This window comes from Halobacterium sp. CBA1126, assembly GCF_009741975.1.
Lineage (GTDB): Archaea > Halobacteriota > Halobacteria > Halobacteriales > Halobacteriaceae > Halobacterium.
The window spans coordinates 1-15,044 of the sequence record NZ_WPCF01000062.1 but is presented as its reverse complement, the minus strand read 5'-3'; the positions used below and the strand labels follow the sequence as shown (position 1 = coordinate 15,044).

Below are 15,044 nucleotides of genomic sequence, written 5' to 3'. Positions count from 1 at the left end.
CGCGGGCGCGACCACCGTCGACGGCGCGTGGATGCTGCTGTTCCAGGGCGTCGCGGCGTTCGAACTGTGGACGGGCCGAGACGCGCCGATAGCCGCCATGGACGACGCGCTGCGCGCGCAGCTCTGACCGACGGGCACGGCTTTAAGTGCAGTCGGGGGATATAGCCAGCTAATGGGACTGCTCTCGACACTCAAATCGCTGCTCGGGATGGAGGAGGAGAGTCGCTCCGCCGGGAACGGCGTCGACGTGACCGTCGAACGCGACCCGTCGGCGGACTCCGAGCGAGCGGTCAAGGAATCTACTGCCGGACAGGACGACGAAGCGGAAGACGAGGAACCGGTCGCCGCCGAGACCGACGCGTCGGCGTCCACGGAGTCGCTGGTCGACGAGGACCACACCGACGACCCGACGCGGGCCGCCGAGCCCGCCGAAGCCGCCAGTACGGGCGGCGACGACGAGGCCGAGGAGTCCGAAGCGGTCGACGGCGAGCCGGTCACCGTCCTCGACGGCATCGGCCCCGCGTACGCGGACCGCCTCGCGGACGCGGGCGTCGAGACCGTCGACGACCTCGCGGCCGCCGACCCCGACGACCTCGCCGAGCGCATCGACCTCTCGGCGAAGCGCGTCGGGCGCTGGGTCGACTCGGCACAGGACCACGACTGATGGCCGCGGACGGCCCGGCCGCCCCCGACACGTGTACTACCACGTAGACGGCGAGCTCGTGGACGCCGCCGACGCGACGGTGAGCGTCCGCGACCGCGGCTTCCAGTACGGCGACGCCGTCTTCGAGACGCTGCGGGCGTACGGCGGGCAGGTGTTCGCGTGGGACGCCCACGCGACCCGCCTCCGGGCGTCCTGCGACGCGCTCGGCATCGACCACGAGCACTCCGAGCGCGACCTCCGCGGTCGCGTCCACGCGACGCTCGCCGCGAACGACCTCGCGGACGCCTCCGTCCGGCTCTCGGTCACTCGCGGCGACCAGTCCGGGTCGTTCGCGCCCGCCGACGACGCCGACCCCACGGTGGTGGTCGTCGCGGACGCACTCCCGCGGGGCGGCGTCGACGGCGAACGCACGTGGCGGTCGCCCGCCTCGGCCGCCACCGTCGCCGTCGAACGGGCCGCCGACGACGCGCTCCCCGCGGTCGCGAAGACCCACAACTACCTCAACGGCATCCTCGCCCGCGCCGACGCCGGCGACGCCGACGAAGCCATCCTTCTCGACGACGACGGCCGCGTCACCGGCGGCGCCACGAGCAACGTCTTCTTCGTCGACGACGGCGTCGTCCACACGCCGAGTCTGGACCTCCCGGTCACGCCCGGTATCACGCGCTGGGCGGTCCTCGAACTCGCCGAGGACGCCGGCGTCCCGGTCGAGACCGGCCACTACACGCCCCGGGACCTGCGCGACGCCGACGAACTGTTCCTCACGAACACGACGTGGGAGGTCCGGCCGGTCTCCGCCTACGACGACACCACCTACACGACGTGCAAGGTCGGCGCCCGGCTCGCCCGCGAGTTCGCCGAAGAAATCGAGCGGCGGCACTACTGACGCGGGCCGACGCGCTACCGCGTGGACCGGCCGAGCGGGCTACCCGTGCGCCGGGCCGGCTCCGTCGCCGTCGGCAGCGTCGCCACGCAGGACCGACAGTACCGGTAGTCGCGGTCGTTCTCGGCGCCGCAGTTCCGGCACTCGACGACGCCGCTGTCGGCGTCGACGTCCTCCGGTTCGCCGTCGCCGGCGTCCGCGTCGTCCGCGTGGTTGCGAGTCCGGTACGCGTAGTACGCGACCGCTAGCTGGAACGCCGCGAGCGCGAGTAGCAGGCCGTACCACGGTTGGTCGACCATCGTCCCACCTCCACGCGGGGGGTACGTCCGCCGGCCACAAAATCCCGGTGGCGGGCCCGCGGCCCTCGCCGCGTTCCGGTACGCTGAAAGCCGCCGACCCGGTACGCGGAGCCGATGGGAGACGAGCGCATCGCTGCGGTCGAGGAGGTGCCGGCGGACGGGACGCTGCTGTACACGCTCGCCGAGGACGGCGACGAGCGCGAGGCCATCCTGGTGAAGCTCTCGGACGGCGCCGTCACGTCGTTCCTCAACTACTGCATGCACTGGACGGACGTGAAACTCGACACGGGCGACGGCGCGCCCGTGCGGAACGGCGACGTGGTCTGCCGCAAGCACGCCGCGACGTTCGAGAAGGAGTCCGGGCGCTGCACGTACGGCCCCTGCGAGGGCGCGCAGCTCGACCCCGTCGCGGTCGAGACCCGGGACGGCGCGGTGTTCCTCGTCGACGACGACTACGAGTTCGTGCGGACGGGCGTCGACGACGGCGACCCCGTCGACCTCTCGACGTCGCCCGGCTCGCGGCTCGGCTTCTAGACGGTTTCGACGACGAACGCGGGCTCCTCGACGCCCTCGTGTTTGCACTCGGGACACCGCGACGGCACGTTCACGGGGTCGTCGAAGTCGTCGAACCCGCACTCCCGGCACTCCGGGGGCTTCACGAGCAGCTCCTCGTCGGTCCCCTCGAGGGTCTTCGAGAGGTGGCGGACGTGCGTCAGGACGGTGCCGCGCGAGACGCCGAACTCCTCGGCGAGCCCGCTGGGCGTGTCCGGGCGCTCGCGGAGCGTGTCGAGGATGCGTTCGCGGGTGGTCTGGTCGTCCATGCCCGGAGTGGGCACCTGGATGAAAAAGGACTTATCGGACGCACGGCACGGTCGGGGTATGAAAGCAGTCGTCCTCGCCGGCGGGTACGCGACCCGGTTGTGGCCGATCACGAAGCATCGGCCGAAGATGTTCCTCCCGGTCGGCGACTCGACAGTCATCGACGAGATATTCGCCGACCTCGAGGCGGACGACCGCGTCGACGAGGTGTTCGTCTCCACGAACGAGCGCTTCGCCGAGGACTTCCGGGAGTACCTCGCGGACAGCGAGTTCGAGAAGCCGACGCTCACCGTCGAGGACACCTCCGAGGAGGACGAGAAGTTCGGCGTCGTGGGCGCGCTCGCCCAGCTGGTCGACCGCGAGGACGTCGACGACGACCTCGTGGTGGTCGCCGGGGACAACCTCATCAGCTTCGACGTCGCGGAGTTCGTGGACTTCTTCGAGGCGAAGGAGACGCCCGTGCTGGCCGCCTACGACGTCGGCAGCCTCGAGCGCGCGAAGTCCTACGGGCTCGTGGACCTCGACGGCGACGAGGTCGTCGACTTCCAGGAGAAGCCCGAACACCCCAAGAGCACGCTCGTCTCCATCGCGTGCTACGCGTTCCCGCGGGAGACGCTGCCCGACCTCGACACGTACCTCGCGGAGGGCGAGAACCCCGACGAGCCCGGCTGGTTCATCCAGTGGCTGCAGGCCCGCCGGAGCGTCCACGCGTTCACCTTCGAGGGCGCGTGGTTCGACATCGGCACGCCGGAGTCGTACCTCGACGCGGTGCGCTGGAAGCTCGACGGCGACAACCTCGTCAGCGACGACGCGACCGTCGAGAACACCACCATCGGCGAGAACGTCCACGTGATGGGCGACGCCGAGCTCCGGAACTCCAGCGTCGACAACTCCGTCATCTTCCCGGACGCGACGCTGCGGGACTGCGACGTCCGGGACTCCATCATCGACGAGAAGACCCACCTCGAGAACATCGACTTCGCGGGCGCGCTCATCGGCGCGCACACCAAGATTTCGAACGGCGAGTAGCTCAACAGACGGACTTGGCGTTCACGCCCATCGACTCGAGCGCGTCGACGTACTCCTCGTAGGCGACGTCCACGACTGCTACTGCGGCCTCCTTCGCGCGTTCGACGTCGTCCTCGCCGGCTGCGGCGTCCGCGAGCAGCGCTATCGCGGCGTCGGTGTCCTCCTCGGTCTCGGCGCGCAGGTCGCGGAAGAGGTCCGCTCGCTGCTCGTCGGCCTCATTCACGAAGTAGCTCACGAACTGCGCGAGCGTGCGCTCCGCGACGAGGCCGCGGCCGACGACGGCGCCCGCGCGCTCCACGGTACCCTCGACGTCCCGGAGGTGGTCGTGGACGGCGCCGGGGTCGGCGTCGACGTCCGCGTCGAGTTCCGCGGCGACGCGCTCGTAGTGGTCGCGCTCGCGCTCCGCGAACGCGGCGAACGTCTCGGCGGCGTCGCCGCTCGCGTCGGTGGCCCACGCCGCGAACACGTCGGCCGCCGCGGCCTCGCTGGCGGCGGCCGCGCGCAGCACGGACTCGTCGTCGAGGCTCGCGGCCGTGAGCGCGACGAGGCGCTTCGAGGAGCCGAGGCGGTCGAGTTCGGTCTCCGCTTCGGCCGCCACGTCCGCCCGGAAGTCGTCGACGTCCATACCGCGGCCTTCGCGCGCCGCACACGTGAGCTTTTGCCACCAGCGGCCGTACGTCCCGGTGTGACTTCGCCATCTGTGACGCCGCGCGAACTCTACGACCGCATCCGAGCGGGGTCGGTCTCCGTGCTGGACGTCCGCGATCGCGACGAGTTCGAGGCGTGGCACGTCGACGGCCCCGACGTGACCGCCGCCCACGCGCCCTACATGGAGTTCGTCTCCGCGCAGGTCTCCGGCGACCCCGCCGACCTCGTGCCGGACGAGCTCGACGAGCCAATCGTCGCCGTCTGCGCGGTCGGGGAGGCCAGCGACGAGGTGGCCGGCGCGCTCCGCGATGCGGGCGTCGACGCCGTGAACCTCGAGGGCGGGATGGAGGCGTGGGCGGACCTCGTGGTCGCCCACGACCTCGGGGACGGTATCGTACAGTACGAGCGCCCGTCGTCGGGCTGTCTGTCCTACCTCCTCCACGACGGCGACGAGGCGGCGGTCGTCGACCCGCTCGCGGCGGCCGTCGACAGGTACGCCGCGGACGCGGCCGACCGCGGCCTCGACCTCCGCTGGGCCGTCGACACGCACGTCCACGCCGACCACGTCTCGGGGGTGCGCGCGCTCGCCGACGAGACGGACGCCGAGCGCGTGCTCCCCGACGGAGCGACCGACCGCGGGCTCGCGTACGACGCGACGCTCGTCGGAGACGGCGAGGCGCTGGGGGTCGGCCACCGGGAGCTGGTCGTCAGGCGCGCGCCCGGCCACACCACCGAACTCGTCGTGCTGGAGTGGGGCGAGTACCTGCTGTCCGCGGACTGCCTGTTCCTCGACGGCGTCGGCCGCCCCGACCTCGAAGACGCGGGCCGCGCCCGCGAACTCGCGGGCCGGCAGTACGACACGCTCCACGACCGGCTGTTCGCGTACCCGGACGACACCCGCGTGCTCCCCGGCCACGTGGAGGCGTCGACCGAACGGCGCGGCCCGGACGGCGGCTTCGCGCGGGCCCTCGGCGCGGTCCGCGAGGAACTGGACGTCACAGACTTGTCCCGCGAGGCGTTCGTGGAGCGGCTCACGACGGACCTGCCGCCGCGGCCGGCGAACTACGAGGAAATCGTCGCGGCGAACCTCGGGGAGCGCGCCGTCGACGACGAGGCGCTAGAACTGGAGCGCGGGCCGAACAACTGCGCGGTCTCCTCGACGTGAGGAAGTTGGCAGTGGCGCCGCGGGTCAGTCGTCGTCCGCGGCGGCCGCGCCCGCGGCGGCGTCGTCCTCGATGCTCGGCGGGTACTTCCCGCGGTCGAGCACGAGGTCCGACTGGGGACGCGCCATGCACGTCAGCGCGTAGTTCTCGGCCTCCTCGTCGGTGAGCCCGCGGGCGGCGGGCTGGGTCACGTCGCCCTCGACGATTTCCGCGGAGCACGCCAGACACATGCCGACGCGGCAGGAGTACTCCTGTGCGATGCCCGCCTCGATGCAGGCCGACAGGACGGTCTCCTTCTCGGAGACCTGAATCTCCTCGCCGGTCCCGACGAACTCGACGGTGTACTCGGTCATGGCTGGCGCTACCACGAGAACGGGTAAAACTCTTCCCTCGCCCGTGTCCGCGCTCCGAGGACAGATTCGGACGTAAAGAGTTTTCCTCGCGGGCGCGAATCCGAAGCGTATGAGCACCCACGAGTCCGACACCGGCTCGCGCAGCGAGTCGACCCCCCAGACGTGGTCTGGGGACGTTCTCGTCGTCGGGGCCGGCACCGCTGGCTGTTACACGGCCGCGACGGTGGCCGAGGCCGGCTACGACGTCGCCGTCGTCGAGCGGAAGTCCGAGTCGGAAGCCGGACACATCGCCTGCGGCGACGCGCTGAAGGGTGCGGACGCGTTCCCCGAGGCCATTCCGAAGGAGCGACTGGAGCCCGCGTTCACGAACACGGGCGTCGACCACGGGCGCTTCGAGATTCCCCAGGAGGACACCGTCCTCGAGATTCCGGTGCCGGGCGAGCTCGCGGTCATCGACCGCTGGGAGTACGGCCGCCGCATCATCGACGCCGCCGACGACGCGGGCGCGGAGTTCCACTACGACGTCGTCGTGCAGGACGTGCTGCAGGACGACGACGGCACCGTCACCGGCGTGAAGGGCGTCCGGAAGGGCGACGCCCGCGAGTTCGAGGCCGACGTCGTCGTGGACGCCGCGGGCGCGCTGTCCATCCTCCAGGACAAGGCCGACCTCTCCGAGGCGACCTTCGACACGAACGTCTCGTACTCGCAGTTCTGCTCGGCGTACCGGGAGATCGTCGAGGTGCCCGAGCCCGTCGAGTGGGACGACGCGCTCGTGTTCAAGCCCACCGAGCGCGCCGCCGGCTACCTCTGGTACTTCCCGCGGACGGACACCGAAATCAACGCGGGGCTTGGCTTCCAGATGAACGAGGAGCCGATGGAGCTCGTCGACGACCTGAAGGCCGACCTCCGCCAGCGCGAGGAGTTCGAGGGCGCCGAGGTCGAGGACAAGCTCGGCGCGGCGCTACCCACCCGCCGGCCGTACGACTCCGCGACCGCCCCCGGGTTCATGGCGGTCGGCGACGCCGCGGCCCACGTCAACCCCACCACGGGCGGCGGCATCGCGGGCGCGGCGTACGCCGGGAAGTACGCCGCCGAGGCGGCCATCGACGCCATCGAGGCCGGCGACGTCTCCGAGGAGATGCTCTGGGAGTACAACGAGCGCGTGATGGACCACTACGGCGCCCGCTACGCCGCCCTCGACGTCTACAACATCCTCTCGACCGCGGTCGACGTCGACGACCTGATGGGGCTGCTGGCGGCGCTCCCCGGCGAGAAGCTCGCGGAGGCGCTGTACGGCGGCAGCACGGAGTTCAGCCTCCGGCTGAAGGCCGTCACCGCGCTGAAGTCCTTCGGCTACTGGTCGAACATCTGGGAGTTCTACCAGACCAAACAGCAGGCCGACCGGCTCCTCGAGCACTACGAGGACTACCCCTCCAGCCCGGACGCGCTCGCGGACTGGCAGGCCGAACGCGACGCCATCATGGACGACGTCTACGAGGTCACGGGCGCCGACCCGAAGTACTGACTACGGCCGTTCTTCGGCGACCCGCAGCACCGCGTTCGTCAGGCTCTCCACGCCGATGTCGATGGAGCGCTCGTCCACGTCGAACGTCGACGTGTGGTGGCCGCCGGGGTGGTCGGTGCCGACGCAGACGTAACACGCCAGCCCGCCCTGTTTTTGCACGCGCTGCATGAGGAACGTGGCGTCCTCGCTGCCGCCGAGGGCGTCCCGGTCGAGGACCGAGTCGACGCCCGCCACGCCGCCGGCTTCGCGCCCGAAAATCTCGCGGAGCTCGTCGTCGCTGGTGGCGCTCGGCGCCTCGCCCTCCGTCGAGATGTCGACCTCGCACTCGTGCATCTCCGCCGCGGACGTCAGCACGCGGTCGGCCTTCGCCTTCATGTAGCGCATCAGTTCGGTGGTCTCGCCGCGCACTTCGCCCTCCACGAACGCGTCCTCGGGGATGATGTTCGTCGCGGTGCCGCCGCCCGCGCGCCCGGCGTTCACGCGCGTCGCGCCGCCGTCGTGGCGCGGAATCGCGTAGAGATTCTGGATGGCCGTCGCCATCGCCTGCACCGCGTTCCGCCCCTCCTCGGGGTGGGCGCCCGCGTGCGCGGGTTCGCCGTCGAACTCCGCGAGCAGGTGGCTGACCGCGAGGAAGCCGTCGACGCCCGCGACCACCTCGCCCGTGGGGTGGTCGAGGCCGAGGTGGACCGCGTAGAGGTAGTCGACGTCGTCCAGGTGGCCGCTCTCCGCGACGGCCTTCCCGCCGCCGACGCGCTCCTCCGCGGGCTGGAAGACGAGCTTGAACGTGCCCGCGAAGTCGCTTTCCGCGACCGCCTCGAGGACGCCGACGCCGATTGCCGCGTGGCCGTCGTGCCCGCAGGCGTGCATCTGCCCCTCGTGCTCGGAGCGGAACCCCTCGCTGGCGGGGTAGTGGTCGGCGTCGTCGGACTCGGTGATGTGGAGCGCGTCGACGTCCACGCGCAGGGCGACGGTCGGCCCCTCGCCGCGTTCGAGCACGGCGACGGCGCCCGTGTGTCCGCCCTCCAGCTGTTCGAGAATGTCTGGGTCGGCGCCGTCGTCCAGCGCGCGCTCGAACCAGTCCGCGAGCTCGTCGTCGTCGGGGACCGCCATCCGCGCCGCCGGGTCGACAGCGTCCCGGCCGACGTGGAGTTCGTCGACGCCGATTCGCCGGCACGCCTCGACGACGCGCGCGGTCGTGTAGAACTCGCACCACGCCGGCTCCGGGTGGCGGTGGAGGTCCCGGCGCAGGTCGACGAGCGTCTCGTGGTCCGTGTCGTCCATGCCACAGTACGCGTCCGGACGGCGCTTAAATGTGCGAGTCGGGCCAGCGCCCAGCAAGCTATTTCAAGGTAGGCAGAAATTGGCAATCGTATCAGCATGAGCACCGACCAGACAGACGGGATCACCGACGACTTCGCGGACGACGGTGAACCCAGCATCGAGTTCTACGGCGGCAAGCTGGCGAGCGCGTTCCCGCTCGTCTTCTTCGTCGTCTGGGCGATCGTACAGAGCGGCATCCTCCGCATCGGGGCCACGACCGGGCTCGTCGTGGGGATGCTCGTCGCGCTCATCCTCGGGCTCTTCCTCGTGAAGGGGTCGTGGACCGGGTACGCGAACACCATCTTCGAGGGCATGACCCGCAAGGTCGCCGCGACGGCGGTCGTCGCGTGGCTGTGGGCGGGCATGTTCGCGAACACCATCCAGACCGGCGAGTTCGTCTCCGGGCTCGTCTGGGCGGCCGACGCCGCGGGCGTCGGCGCCGCCCTGTTCCCGGCCGTGACGTTCATCCTCGCCGGGCTGCTCGCGACCGGCATCGGCACCGGCTACGGCACCACGGTCGCGTTCACCGCGCTGTTCTTCCCGGCGGGCGTGCTGCTCGGCGCGAACCCCGCGCTGCTGTTCGGCGCCATCCTCTCCGGCGCCGTCTTCGGGGACAACCTCGCGCCCGTCAGCGACACCACCATCGTGAGCGCGGTCACGCAGGACGCCGACATCGGGGGCGTCGTCGCCTCCCGGTTCAAGTACGCCATCGTCGCCGCGATACTGGCGTTCGTCGGCTACCTCGTCGTCGGCTCCATGGTCTCCGGCCTCGACGTCGCCGGGGACGCCGGGGACATCCTCGTCGAGAGCGCCGAACCGCTCGGCCTGCTCCACCTGCTCTCGATGGCGGCCGTCATCGGCACCGCCGTCGCGGGCCGCCACATCGTCGAAGCCATCTCGTGGGGCATCGTCGTCGCGTTCGTCCTCAACCTCGTCTTCGGGCTCGCCGAGTTCTCCGACATGCTCGTCTTCCGCGCGAGCGAGGACCTCGGCATCGCCCAGGACCTCGCGTTCCTCCCGTTCGTCGAGCTCGTCCCGGCCGGGGAGACCGGCGTCGCCGGCAGCCTCTACGCCGGCGCGCAGGGGTTCTTCCCGCTCATCGTGCTCACGCTGCTCATCGTCGCCGGCGCCCAGATCATGATCCGGGGCGGCGGCTTCCGCGCCATCCAGGAGTGGCTGCTGAACTCCGTCGCCACCACGGTCCGCAAGGCGGAGCTGACGATGGTCCTGGGCACCGCGTTCGTCAACTCCATGATCACCATCAACACCGCCGCCGAGATCGCGATCGCGCCGTACATCGCGCGGCTCGGCGAGCGCTTCAACATCAACGGCTACCGGCGCGCGAACATCCTCGACGCGAACACGAGCGCGCTCGGCTACATCTTCCCGTGGTCGGGAGGCGTGCTCGTCGGCTACGCGACGCTCCAGACGCTGCCCGGCGAGTACGACTGGTTCACGCAGTCGATGGTCGTCAACCCCGTCGACGTCGTGCCGTTCGTCTTCCACGGCTGGCTGCTCGTGGGCGTGTTCCTGCTGGCGGCGCTCACCGGGTTCGGGCTGGAGTACACTAGCGACCGCGAGTCCGAGGAGGTGGCTCGCGTATGAGCCTCTTCGCGAAGTACACGGAGGGCTGGTCGTTCCGCACGAACACGCCGTCCTTCGACGAGGGCGACGAGATCGCCGTCTTCGTGACGGGCGTCGAAGCGGGCACGCCGGTCGCCCGCGTCGGCGACACGAAGCTCCGCCTGCCCGACGCGGACCCCGGGCTGGTCGACAAGCGCGTCCTGTTGCGCGTGACGACCTTCGACGACGACGCGCACGTCGGCGAGGCCGAGTACCTCGAAACAGTCGGCGAGAGCGCGTTCTGAGCGCACCCGCCGCTGTCTTTTCGCTGCGAGCGCGGTAGAAGAACGGAGTGCTACGAGGAGCCCAGCGGCTTCACCTGCTCCAGCTCGGCCTCGACGTGGACGCTGTCCGGGAAGTCCCGCTCCATGATGTCGCGGGCGAGATCGTCGTGGCCGTACAGTTCGATGCGGCGGCGGTAGACCGTGTAGTGCCACGCGCCGCTGTGGCCGTCGTCGCGGCCGTTCAGGGAGTCGTAGAGGGGGACGGCTCGCTCGTCCGGGCTGTCGGAGTGCGGGCCCTTCATCTCCGCGCCCTTCCGTCGGCACGTCGCCTTGATGTCGGAGACGACGCCGTCGAGGGCGGCGCGGTCCCCGCTCTTCAGCGAGAGTTTTGTTACGAAGGTCATGGCTGGGATGGGTGTAGGAGTTCACGCACTCCACCGTGAAAAAGCGTGTGTTCCGCCGGCTGGTGCGTGTCAGTCACTCACTCCGACATTCTCTTAACTGGCCGTCCACTACCTTGTGATAATGACGGTCGAAGCGACCAGCGCCGGAGCCATCTTGTTCCGCGACACGCGGGACCGGCGCGAATACCTCCTCCTGAAGAGCCGGCCCGGGGACTGGGAGTTCCCGAAGGGCGGCGTGGAGGGGGACGAAGAGCTCCAGCAGACGGCAATCAGAGAGGTACAGGAGGAAGCCGGCATCGAGGACTTCCGGCTCTTGGACGGCTTCCGCGACGACTACGACTACGTGTTCGAGGCCAACGGCACCCGCATCCACAAGACGGTCCACCTGTTCGTCGCGAAGTCCTTCGAGGCGAGCGCCGAGCTGTCCAGCGAGCACTCGGACCTGCAGTGGCGCGACTACGACCAGGCCATCAACACCATCACGCAGGACGGCCCGCGGGAGATTCTGCGGGACGCCCACGAGTTCATCGACCAGCAGCTCGAGGAAGCCTGACCGGCCTCCCACCGGTCGCTCTTCTCCGCCCGTAGCGACGCTTCGATACCGACGACGCGCGACCGCAGCGAAAGAGGTAGGTGAGTCGGCGGCCCCACGTCTGCCGTGGCCGACTCCGAGTTCGCGTTCGAACTCCGCGTCTGCGCGTGGGCCGAACGCAACTGGCACCCCGACGGCGACCGTCCCTGCGTGGTCGCCCGGCAACTGGGCACGAAGCGGCGGCGCTGGGACACCGTCGTCGTCGAGGTCGACCCGGAGGCGCTGGCGGCGCGCGCGAACTTCGGCCCCGAGCGGCTGAACTCGGACCTCCTGCACGTCGTCCGGAACGCGCCCGCGGACTGGCAGTTCTACCGGGACGCGCTCCCGCACCCCGGCTACCCGTGGCGGTACGTCCGCGAGGCGGTCCACGAGGCCGCCGACCGCGGCGTCCTCGAGACCCGGCGGGACGGGAACCGAATCGAGATTCGGCGGAAGTGGCCGTACCCCGACTGGGTCGAGCGAGTCGTCGCCGTCGAGAACAAGCCCGACCTCGACGCGTCGGCGGCGGACGCGCTCGCCGACCAGCTGGAGCGAGACGTGGCGCTCGGGCTCGCCGACGAGGTCTGGCTGGCGACCGAGTCCAGCGACGAGCGCGGCGCCGAGCGCGCGCTGTTCGCGGAGATGCCCGTCGAGGCCGGCGTGCTCACGTTCGCGGACGGCGACGCGTCGGTGGCGTGGCACCCGCGGTCGCTGGACCCCGGCGGTGTGGGCACCAGAATCACCGACCGGCCGTCGGACAGCGAGTTCGACAACTCGCCCGCGAGCTTCGAGTACGCCGACGCCGACTGGAAGGCCGCCAAGCGCCTCGAAATCGCCGAGCGCGCGTACGAGCGCGGCTGGCGGTCGTACGTGGACACGATGCGGCCGGACTGCCGGCACTTCGCGGTCCGGCGGGCTGCGGACGGCTACGTCCCGTACTGCGCGGCGAAGGGCCGCGAGCAGACGGCGGCGGAGTGCTCGGGGTCGTGCCCCGACTACGAGCCCGAGCCGCCCGCGTGGCGCCAGCGCGGCTGGCCGATCGAGGGCGGACCGGGCGCGGCGATTCGGCGCGTCCTCGACGAGCGGCGGCGGCGAAACCGGTAGCTGGTCGCGCGCCCGGTCGGAGCGCTACTGGACGATTTCGAACTCGATGACGTGCTCGTCCCCGTACGTCTCCTGGTGCTCGTCGCGGAACTCGAAGACGTCATCGAGGTCCTCTAGCTCGCGCGTGAAACTACACAGTGTACACGTCACCGTGTAGGGCATGGGAAACGCACACTCGGGTCCAACGCCTCCAGCGGTTTAGTGTCCCGAGTTCACCCACAAAATCAACAGTCGCGGCTGGAATCAACCGGCGGCGTCAGGCCTCCGAGGCGGCGGACTGGTCGTCCTCGCGCTCCGCGACGTTGACGTCCTCGCGCGGGACCGCGAGCTTGTACGTCGGGACCGTGCGGTGTTCGACGGCGACGATGCCCTTGCGCTTGAGCGTCTGGAGCGCGCGCCGCACGTCCGCGGACTCGAGGTCCGGCACGTCGAAGGCCTCGCGGACCGCGTGCAGCACGGAGACCACGCTCTCCGCGCGCTCGTCCGGGCCGGCGATGACCGCGAACACGCGGCGCTCGTTCTCGGACATGTGGACCGCGGGCGCCTCCCCGCTCTCGGGCGCCATCCCGACGAGCTCGGCGGCCTCCGCGGTCGCGCGAATCAGGCTGTTCTCGTCGCGGTAGTAGTAGTCCCGGAGCTCGCCCTCGAGGTACTGGTGGACGTCGCTGCCGCTTTCCATGTCCCAGCGGTCCTGCAGCACGCTGTTTTTCGTCGGCTGGAGTTCCACGAGGTCGGCCAGCCGCTCGCGGTCCTCCTCGGAGAGGGTCATGCCCGTCGGTACTCAGCGCCGGTATTTCGGGCTTGCGAAGACCCCGGGCATTATTGGCGCCGTCCGCGTCCACGCGCACATGGCAGAGACAGTCCGCTCCGAGTTCGAGGACGGCGTCGCCACCCTCACCGTCGACCGCCCCGAGCGCCTGAACGCGCTCAACGTCGAGACGCTGCACGCGCTCCACGACGCCGTCGACGACGCCCGCCAGCGGGACGCCCGCGTGCTCGTGCTCACGGGCGCCGGCGACGACGCGTTCGTCGCGGGCGCGGACATCGAGCACATGGCCGACATGAGCCCGCAGGAAGCCCACGAGTACGCCGAGCTCGGCCACGACCTCGCGAACGCCATCGAGGCCTTCCCCGCGCCCGTCGTCGCCGCCATCAACGGCTACGCGTTCGGCGGCGGGATGGAGCTCGCGCTCGCCTGCGACCTCCGCGTCGCCAGCGAGACCGCCGTGATGGGCCAGACCGAGATCGACCTCGGCATCGTCCCGGGCTGGGGCGCCACCCAGCGGCTCCCCCGGCTCGTCGGCGACGAGACCGCGCGCCGCCTCGTCTACTTCGGCGACCGCCTCGACGCCACCGACGCCTACGAGGAAGGCCTCGTCGGCGAGGTCGTCGCCCACGACGAGCTCGACGACCACGTCGCCGACCTCGCCGCCGACCTCGCCGCGAAGTCCCACACCGCGCTCGGCGCCGCCAAAGCCGCCATCAACCAGAGCCACGAGACGCCCCTCGACGCCGGCCTCGAGTACGAGCGCCGGACGTGGGCGAGCCTGTTCGGCAGCCACGACCAGCGCGAGGGCATGCAGGCGTTCCTCGAGGACCGCGACCCCGACTTCGAGTAGTCGCGGGGCAACAGTTAGGGACGTAGGTCTGGTATCCAGTCGCATGGCACGCGAACTGAAGCTCAACGAACTCCGGTCGGAGCTCGACACGCTCACCTACCCCGCGACCCGCGAGGACGTCCTCGCGGAGTTCGACGACGTCGTCCTCCGCTTCGCGGACGGCGACGAACGCCTCGGCGACGTCGTCGAACGCATCACCGAGGACGTCTTCGTCAGCCCCGACGACCTCGAAGCCGCCGTCTACAACAACCTCCCCACCGAGGCCGTCGGCGAACCCGGCCAGTCCGAGGGCGACGGCTGAAACCGGGGGCTTAATTGACGCGACGGCGTGCACACGGTTATGGAGTTCTGCGACGACTGCGGCTCGATGATGAAAGCGGAGGACGGCCTCTGGGTGTGCGGGAGCTGCGGGAACAAACAACCGAAAGACCCCGACGCCTCCTACGTCGTCACCGAGGGGCAGGAGGAGACCGAAATCGTCGACGTCAGCGACGCCCAGGACCGCGGCCTCCCCACCACCGAGGTCGTCTGCCCCAACTGCGAGAACGACCGCGCGCACTGGTACATGCAACAGATTCGCTCCGCCGACGAGTCCGAGACGCGCTTCTTCATCTGCACCGAGTGCGAACACCGCTGGCGCGAGGACGACAACTAGACGGACCTTTTTCCGCCTCGGGTGCGCTCCCTTCGCTCGCCCACCACTCGACGCAAAAAGCTACGCCGGGAGAGCGTAGCTTTCCCGAGCCCTTCCTCGCTCCGCTCGGAAGGACGCTAAAAAAGACCTGCCTCCGCGGGG

The 15,044-nt window shown here is 70.4% G+C and carries 21 protein-coding genes and 1 pseudogene; 14 read left to right on the top strand and 8 right to left on the bottom strand.

Annotated features, from left to right (window positions below):
- The 3 genes and pseudogenes from GJ634_RS09810 to GJ634_RS09800 form a co-directional block, all read left to right on the top strand.
- Positions 1–127 (top strand): annotated as a pseudogene (locus GJ634_RS09810) (shikimate dehydrogenase); the annotation flags it as partial.
- A gap of 45 nt (positions 128–172) precedes the next feature.
- Entirely contained in the window at positions 173–664 is a 492-nt protein-coding gene (locus tag GJ634_RS09805) for a helix-hairpin-helix domain-containing protein (RefSeq protein WP_157502551.1), read from the top strand.
- 31 nt (positions 665–695) lie between these two features.
- A complete protein-coding gene (locus tag GJ634_RS09800) occupies positions 696–1,550 on the top strand; it encodes an aminotransferase class IV (RefSeq protein ID WP_331714094.1) in 855 nt (284 codons plus the stop codon).
- Between the two features lie 14 nt (positions 1,551–1,564).
- Here GJ634_RS09800 and GJ634_RS09795 read toward each other — a convergent pair whose 3' ends face one another.
- Positions 1,565–1,846, bottom strand: coding sequence for a zinc ribbon domain-containing protein (locus GJ634_RS09795; protein WP_157502549.1), 282 nt, complete (start codon positions 1,844–1,846; stop codon positions 1,565–1,567).
- A 114-nt stretch (positions 1,847–1,960) separates the two neighbouring features.
- On the opposite strand from GJ634_RS09795, the gene GJ634_RS09790 reads away from it, so the two are divergent.
- Positions 1,961–2,380 carry a Rieske 2Fe-2S domain-containing protein gene (locus tag GJ634_RS09790; protein WP_157502547.1) on the top strand — a complete coding sequence of 140 codons (420 nt, stop codon included), beginning with the start codon at positions 1,961–1,963 and terminating at the stop codon, positions 2,378–2,380.
- On the opposite strand, the gene GJ634_RS09785 is transcribed toward GJ634_RS09790, so the two are convergent.
- Entirely contained in the window at positions 2,377–2,667 is a 291-nt protein-coding gene (locus GJ634_RS09785) for a transcriptional regulator (protein WP_157502545.1), read from the bottom strand. The genes GJ634_RS09790 and GJ634_RS09785 overlap by 4 nt on opposite strands.
- A gap of 58 nt (positions 2,668–2,725) precedes the next feature.
- Here GJ634_RS09785 and GJ634_RS09780 point away from each other — a divergent pair, with 58 nt between their 5' ends.
- Entirely contained in the window at positions 2,726–3,694 is a 969-nt protein-coding gene (locus tag GJ634_RS09780; protein ID WP_157502543.1) for a sugar phosphate nucleotidyltransferase, read from the top strand.
- 1 nt (position 3,695) lies between these two features.
- Here the strand turns inward: GJ634_RS09780 and GJ634_RS09775 are convergent, their stop codons facing one another.
- Positions 3,696–4,319 (bottom strand): rubrerythrin family protein, encoded by a 624-nt coding sequence (locus tag GJ634_RS09775; protein WP_157502541.1) that lies wholly within the window; start codon positions 4,317–4,319, stop codon positions 3,696–3,698.
- 60 nt (positions 4,320–4,379) lie between these two features.
- Here GJ634_RS09775 and GJ634_RS09770 point away from each other — a divergent pair, with 60 nt between their 5' ends.
- Positions 4,380–5,507, top strand: coding sequence for an MBL fold metallo-hydrolase (locus GJ634_RS09770; protein ID WP_331714093.1), 1,128 nt, complete (start codon positions 4,380–4,382; stop codon positions 5,505–5,507).
- Between the two features lie 24 nt (positions 5,508–5,531).
- Here the strand turns inward: GJ634_RS09770 and GJ634_RS09765 are convergent, their stop codons facing one another.
- Complete coding sequence (locus GJ634_RS09765; protein WP_157502537.1) at positions 5,532–5,858, bottom strand: 2Fe-2S iron-sulfur cluster-binding protein; 327 nt, start codon at positions 5,856–5,858, stop codon at positions 5,532–5,534.
- A gap of 109 nt (positions 5,859–5,967) precedes the next feature.
- On the opposite strand from GJ634_RS09765, the gene GJ634_RS09760 reads away from it, so the two are divergent.
- Complete coding sequence (locus GJ634_RS09760; protein ID WP_157502535.1) at positions 5,968–7,383, top strand: geranylgeranyl reductase family protein; 1,416 nt, start codon at positions 5,968–5,970, stop codon at positions 7,381–7,383.
- On the opposite strand, the gene GJ634_RS09755 is transcribed toward GJ634_RS09760, so the two are convergent.
- Positions 7,384–8,664: an amidohydrolase gene (locus tag GJ634_RS09755; protein ID WP_157502533.1), complete on the bottom strand. Its 1,281-nt coding sequence runs from the start codon at positions 8,662–8,664 to the stop codon at positions 7,384–7,386. It abuts the gene before it with no gap.
- 96 nt (positions 8,665–8,760) lie between these two features.
- On the opposite strand from GJ634_RS09755, the gene GJ634_RS09750 reads away from it, so the two are divergent.
- On the top strand, positions 8,761–10,308 hold the full coding sequence (locus tag GJ634_RS09750; protein ID WP_157502531.1) for a Na+/H+ antiporter NhaC family protein: 1,548 nt from the start codon (positions 8,761–8,763) through the stop codon (positions 10,306–10,308).
- Entirely contained in the window at positions 10,305–10,571 is a 267-nt protein-coding gene (locus tag GJ634_RS09745; RefSeq protein WP_157502529.1) for a hypothetical protein, read from the top strand. The genes GJ634_RS09750 and GJ634_RS09745 overlap by 4 nt, the downstream gene beginning before the upstream one ends.
- A 50-nt stretch (positions 10,572–10,621) precedes the next feature.
- Here the strand turns inward: GJ634_RS09745 and GJ634_RS09740 are convergent, their stop codons facing one another.
- Positions 10,622–10,954: an uS10/mL48 family ribosomal protein gene (locus GJ634_RS09740; RefSeq protein WP_157502527.1), complete on the bottom strand. Its 333-nt coding sequence runs from the start codon at positions 10,952–10,954 to the stop codon at positions 10,622–10,624.
- A gap of 121 nt (positions 10,955–11,075) precedes the next feature.
- On the opposite strand from GJ634_RS09740, the gene GJ634_RS09735 reads away from it, so the two are divergent.
- Both GJ634_RS09735 and GJ634_RS09730 read left to right on the top strand, forming a co-directional pair.
- On the top strand, positions 11,076–11,507 hold the full coding sequence (locus GJ634_RS09735; protein WP_157502525.1) for a bis(5'-nucleosyl)-tetraphosphatase: 432 nt from the start codon (positions 11,076–11,078) through the stop codon (positions 11,505–11,507).
- A gap of 105 nt (positions 11,508–11,612) precedes the next feature.
- On the top strand, positions 11,613–12,629 hold the full coding sequence (locus GJ634_RS09730; protein ID WP_331714092.1) for a DUF5787 family protein: 1,017 nt from the start codon (positions 11,613–11,615) through the stop codon (positions 12,627–12,629).
- Between the two features lie 24 nt (positions 12,630–12,653).
- Here GJ634_RS09730 and GJ634_RS09725 read toward each other — a convergent pair whose 3' ends face one another.
- Positions 12,654–12,791 (bottom strand): hypothetical protein, encoded by a 138-nt coding sequence (locus GJ634_RS09725; protein ID WP_157502523.1) that lies wholly within the window; start codon positions 12,789–12,791, stop codon positions 12,654–12,656.
- Between the two features lie 94 nt (positions 12,792–12,885).
- Positions 12,886–13,398: a DUF5797 family protein gene (locus GJ634_RS09720; protein WP_157502521.1), complete on the bottom strand. Its 513-nt coding sequence runs from the start codon at positions 13,396–13,398 to the stop codon at positions 12,886–12,888.
- A gap of 79 nt (positions 13,399–13,477) precedes the next feature.
- Here GJ634_RS09720 and GJ634_RS09715 point away from each other — a divergent pair, with 79 nt between their 5' ends.
- Genes GJ634_RS09715 through GJ634_RS09705 form a run of 3 tightly spaced genes read left to right on the top strand, consistent with a single transcriptional unit; the run spans position 13,478 to position 14,903 of the window.
- The gene (locus GJ634_RS09715; RefSeq protein WP_157502519.1) at positions 13,478–14,248 is read left to right on the top strand and encodes an enoyl-CoA hydratase/isomerase family protein; all 771 of its coding nucleotides are present in this window, start codon (positions 13,478–13,480) and stop codon (positions 14,246–14,248) included.
- A gap of 43 nt (positions 14,249–14,291) precedes the next feature.
- Complete coding sequence (locus GJ634_RS09710) at positions 14,292–14,549, top strand: hypothetical protein (RefSeq protein ID WP_157502517.1); 258 nt, start codon at positions 14,292–14,294, stop codon at positions 14,547–14,549.
- A gap of 39 nt (positions 14,550–14,588) precedes the next feature.
- Positions 14,589–14,903, top strand: coding sequence for a transcription factor S (locus GJ634_RS09705; protein WP_157502515.1), 315 nt, complete (start codon positions 14,589–14,591; stop codon positions 14,901–14,903).
- Positions 14,904–15,044 lie beyond the last annotated feature (141 nt).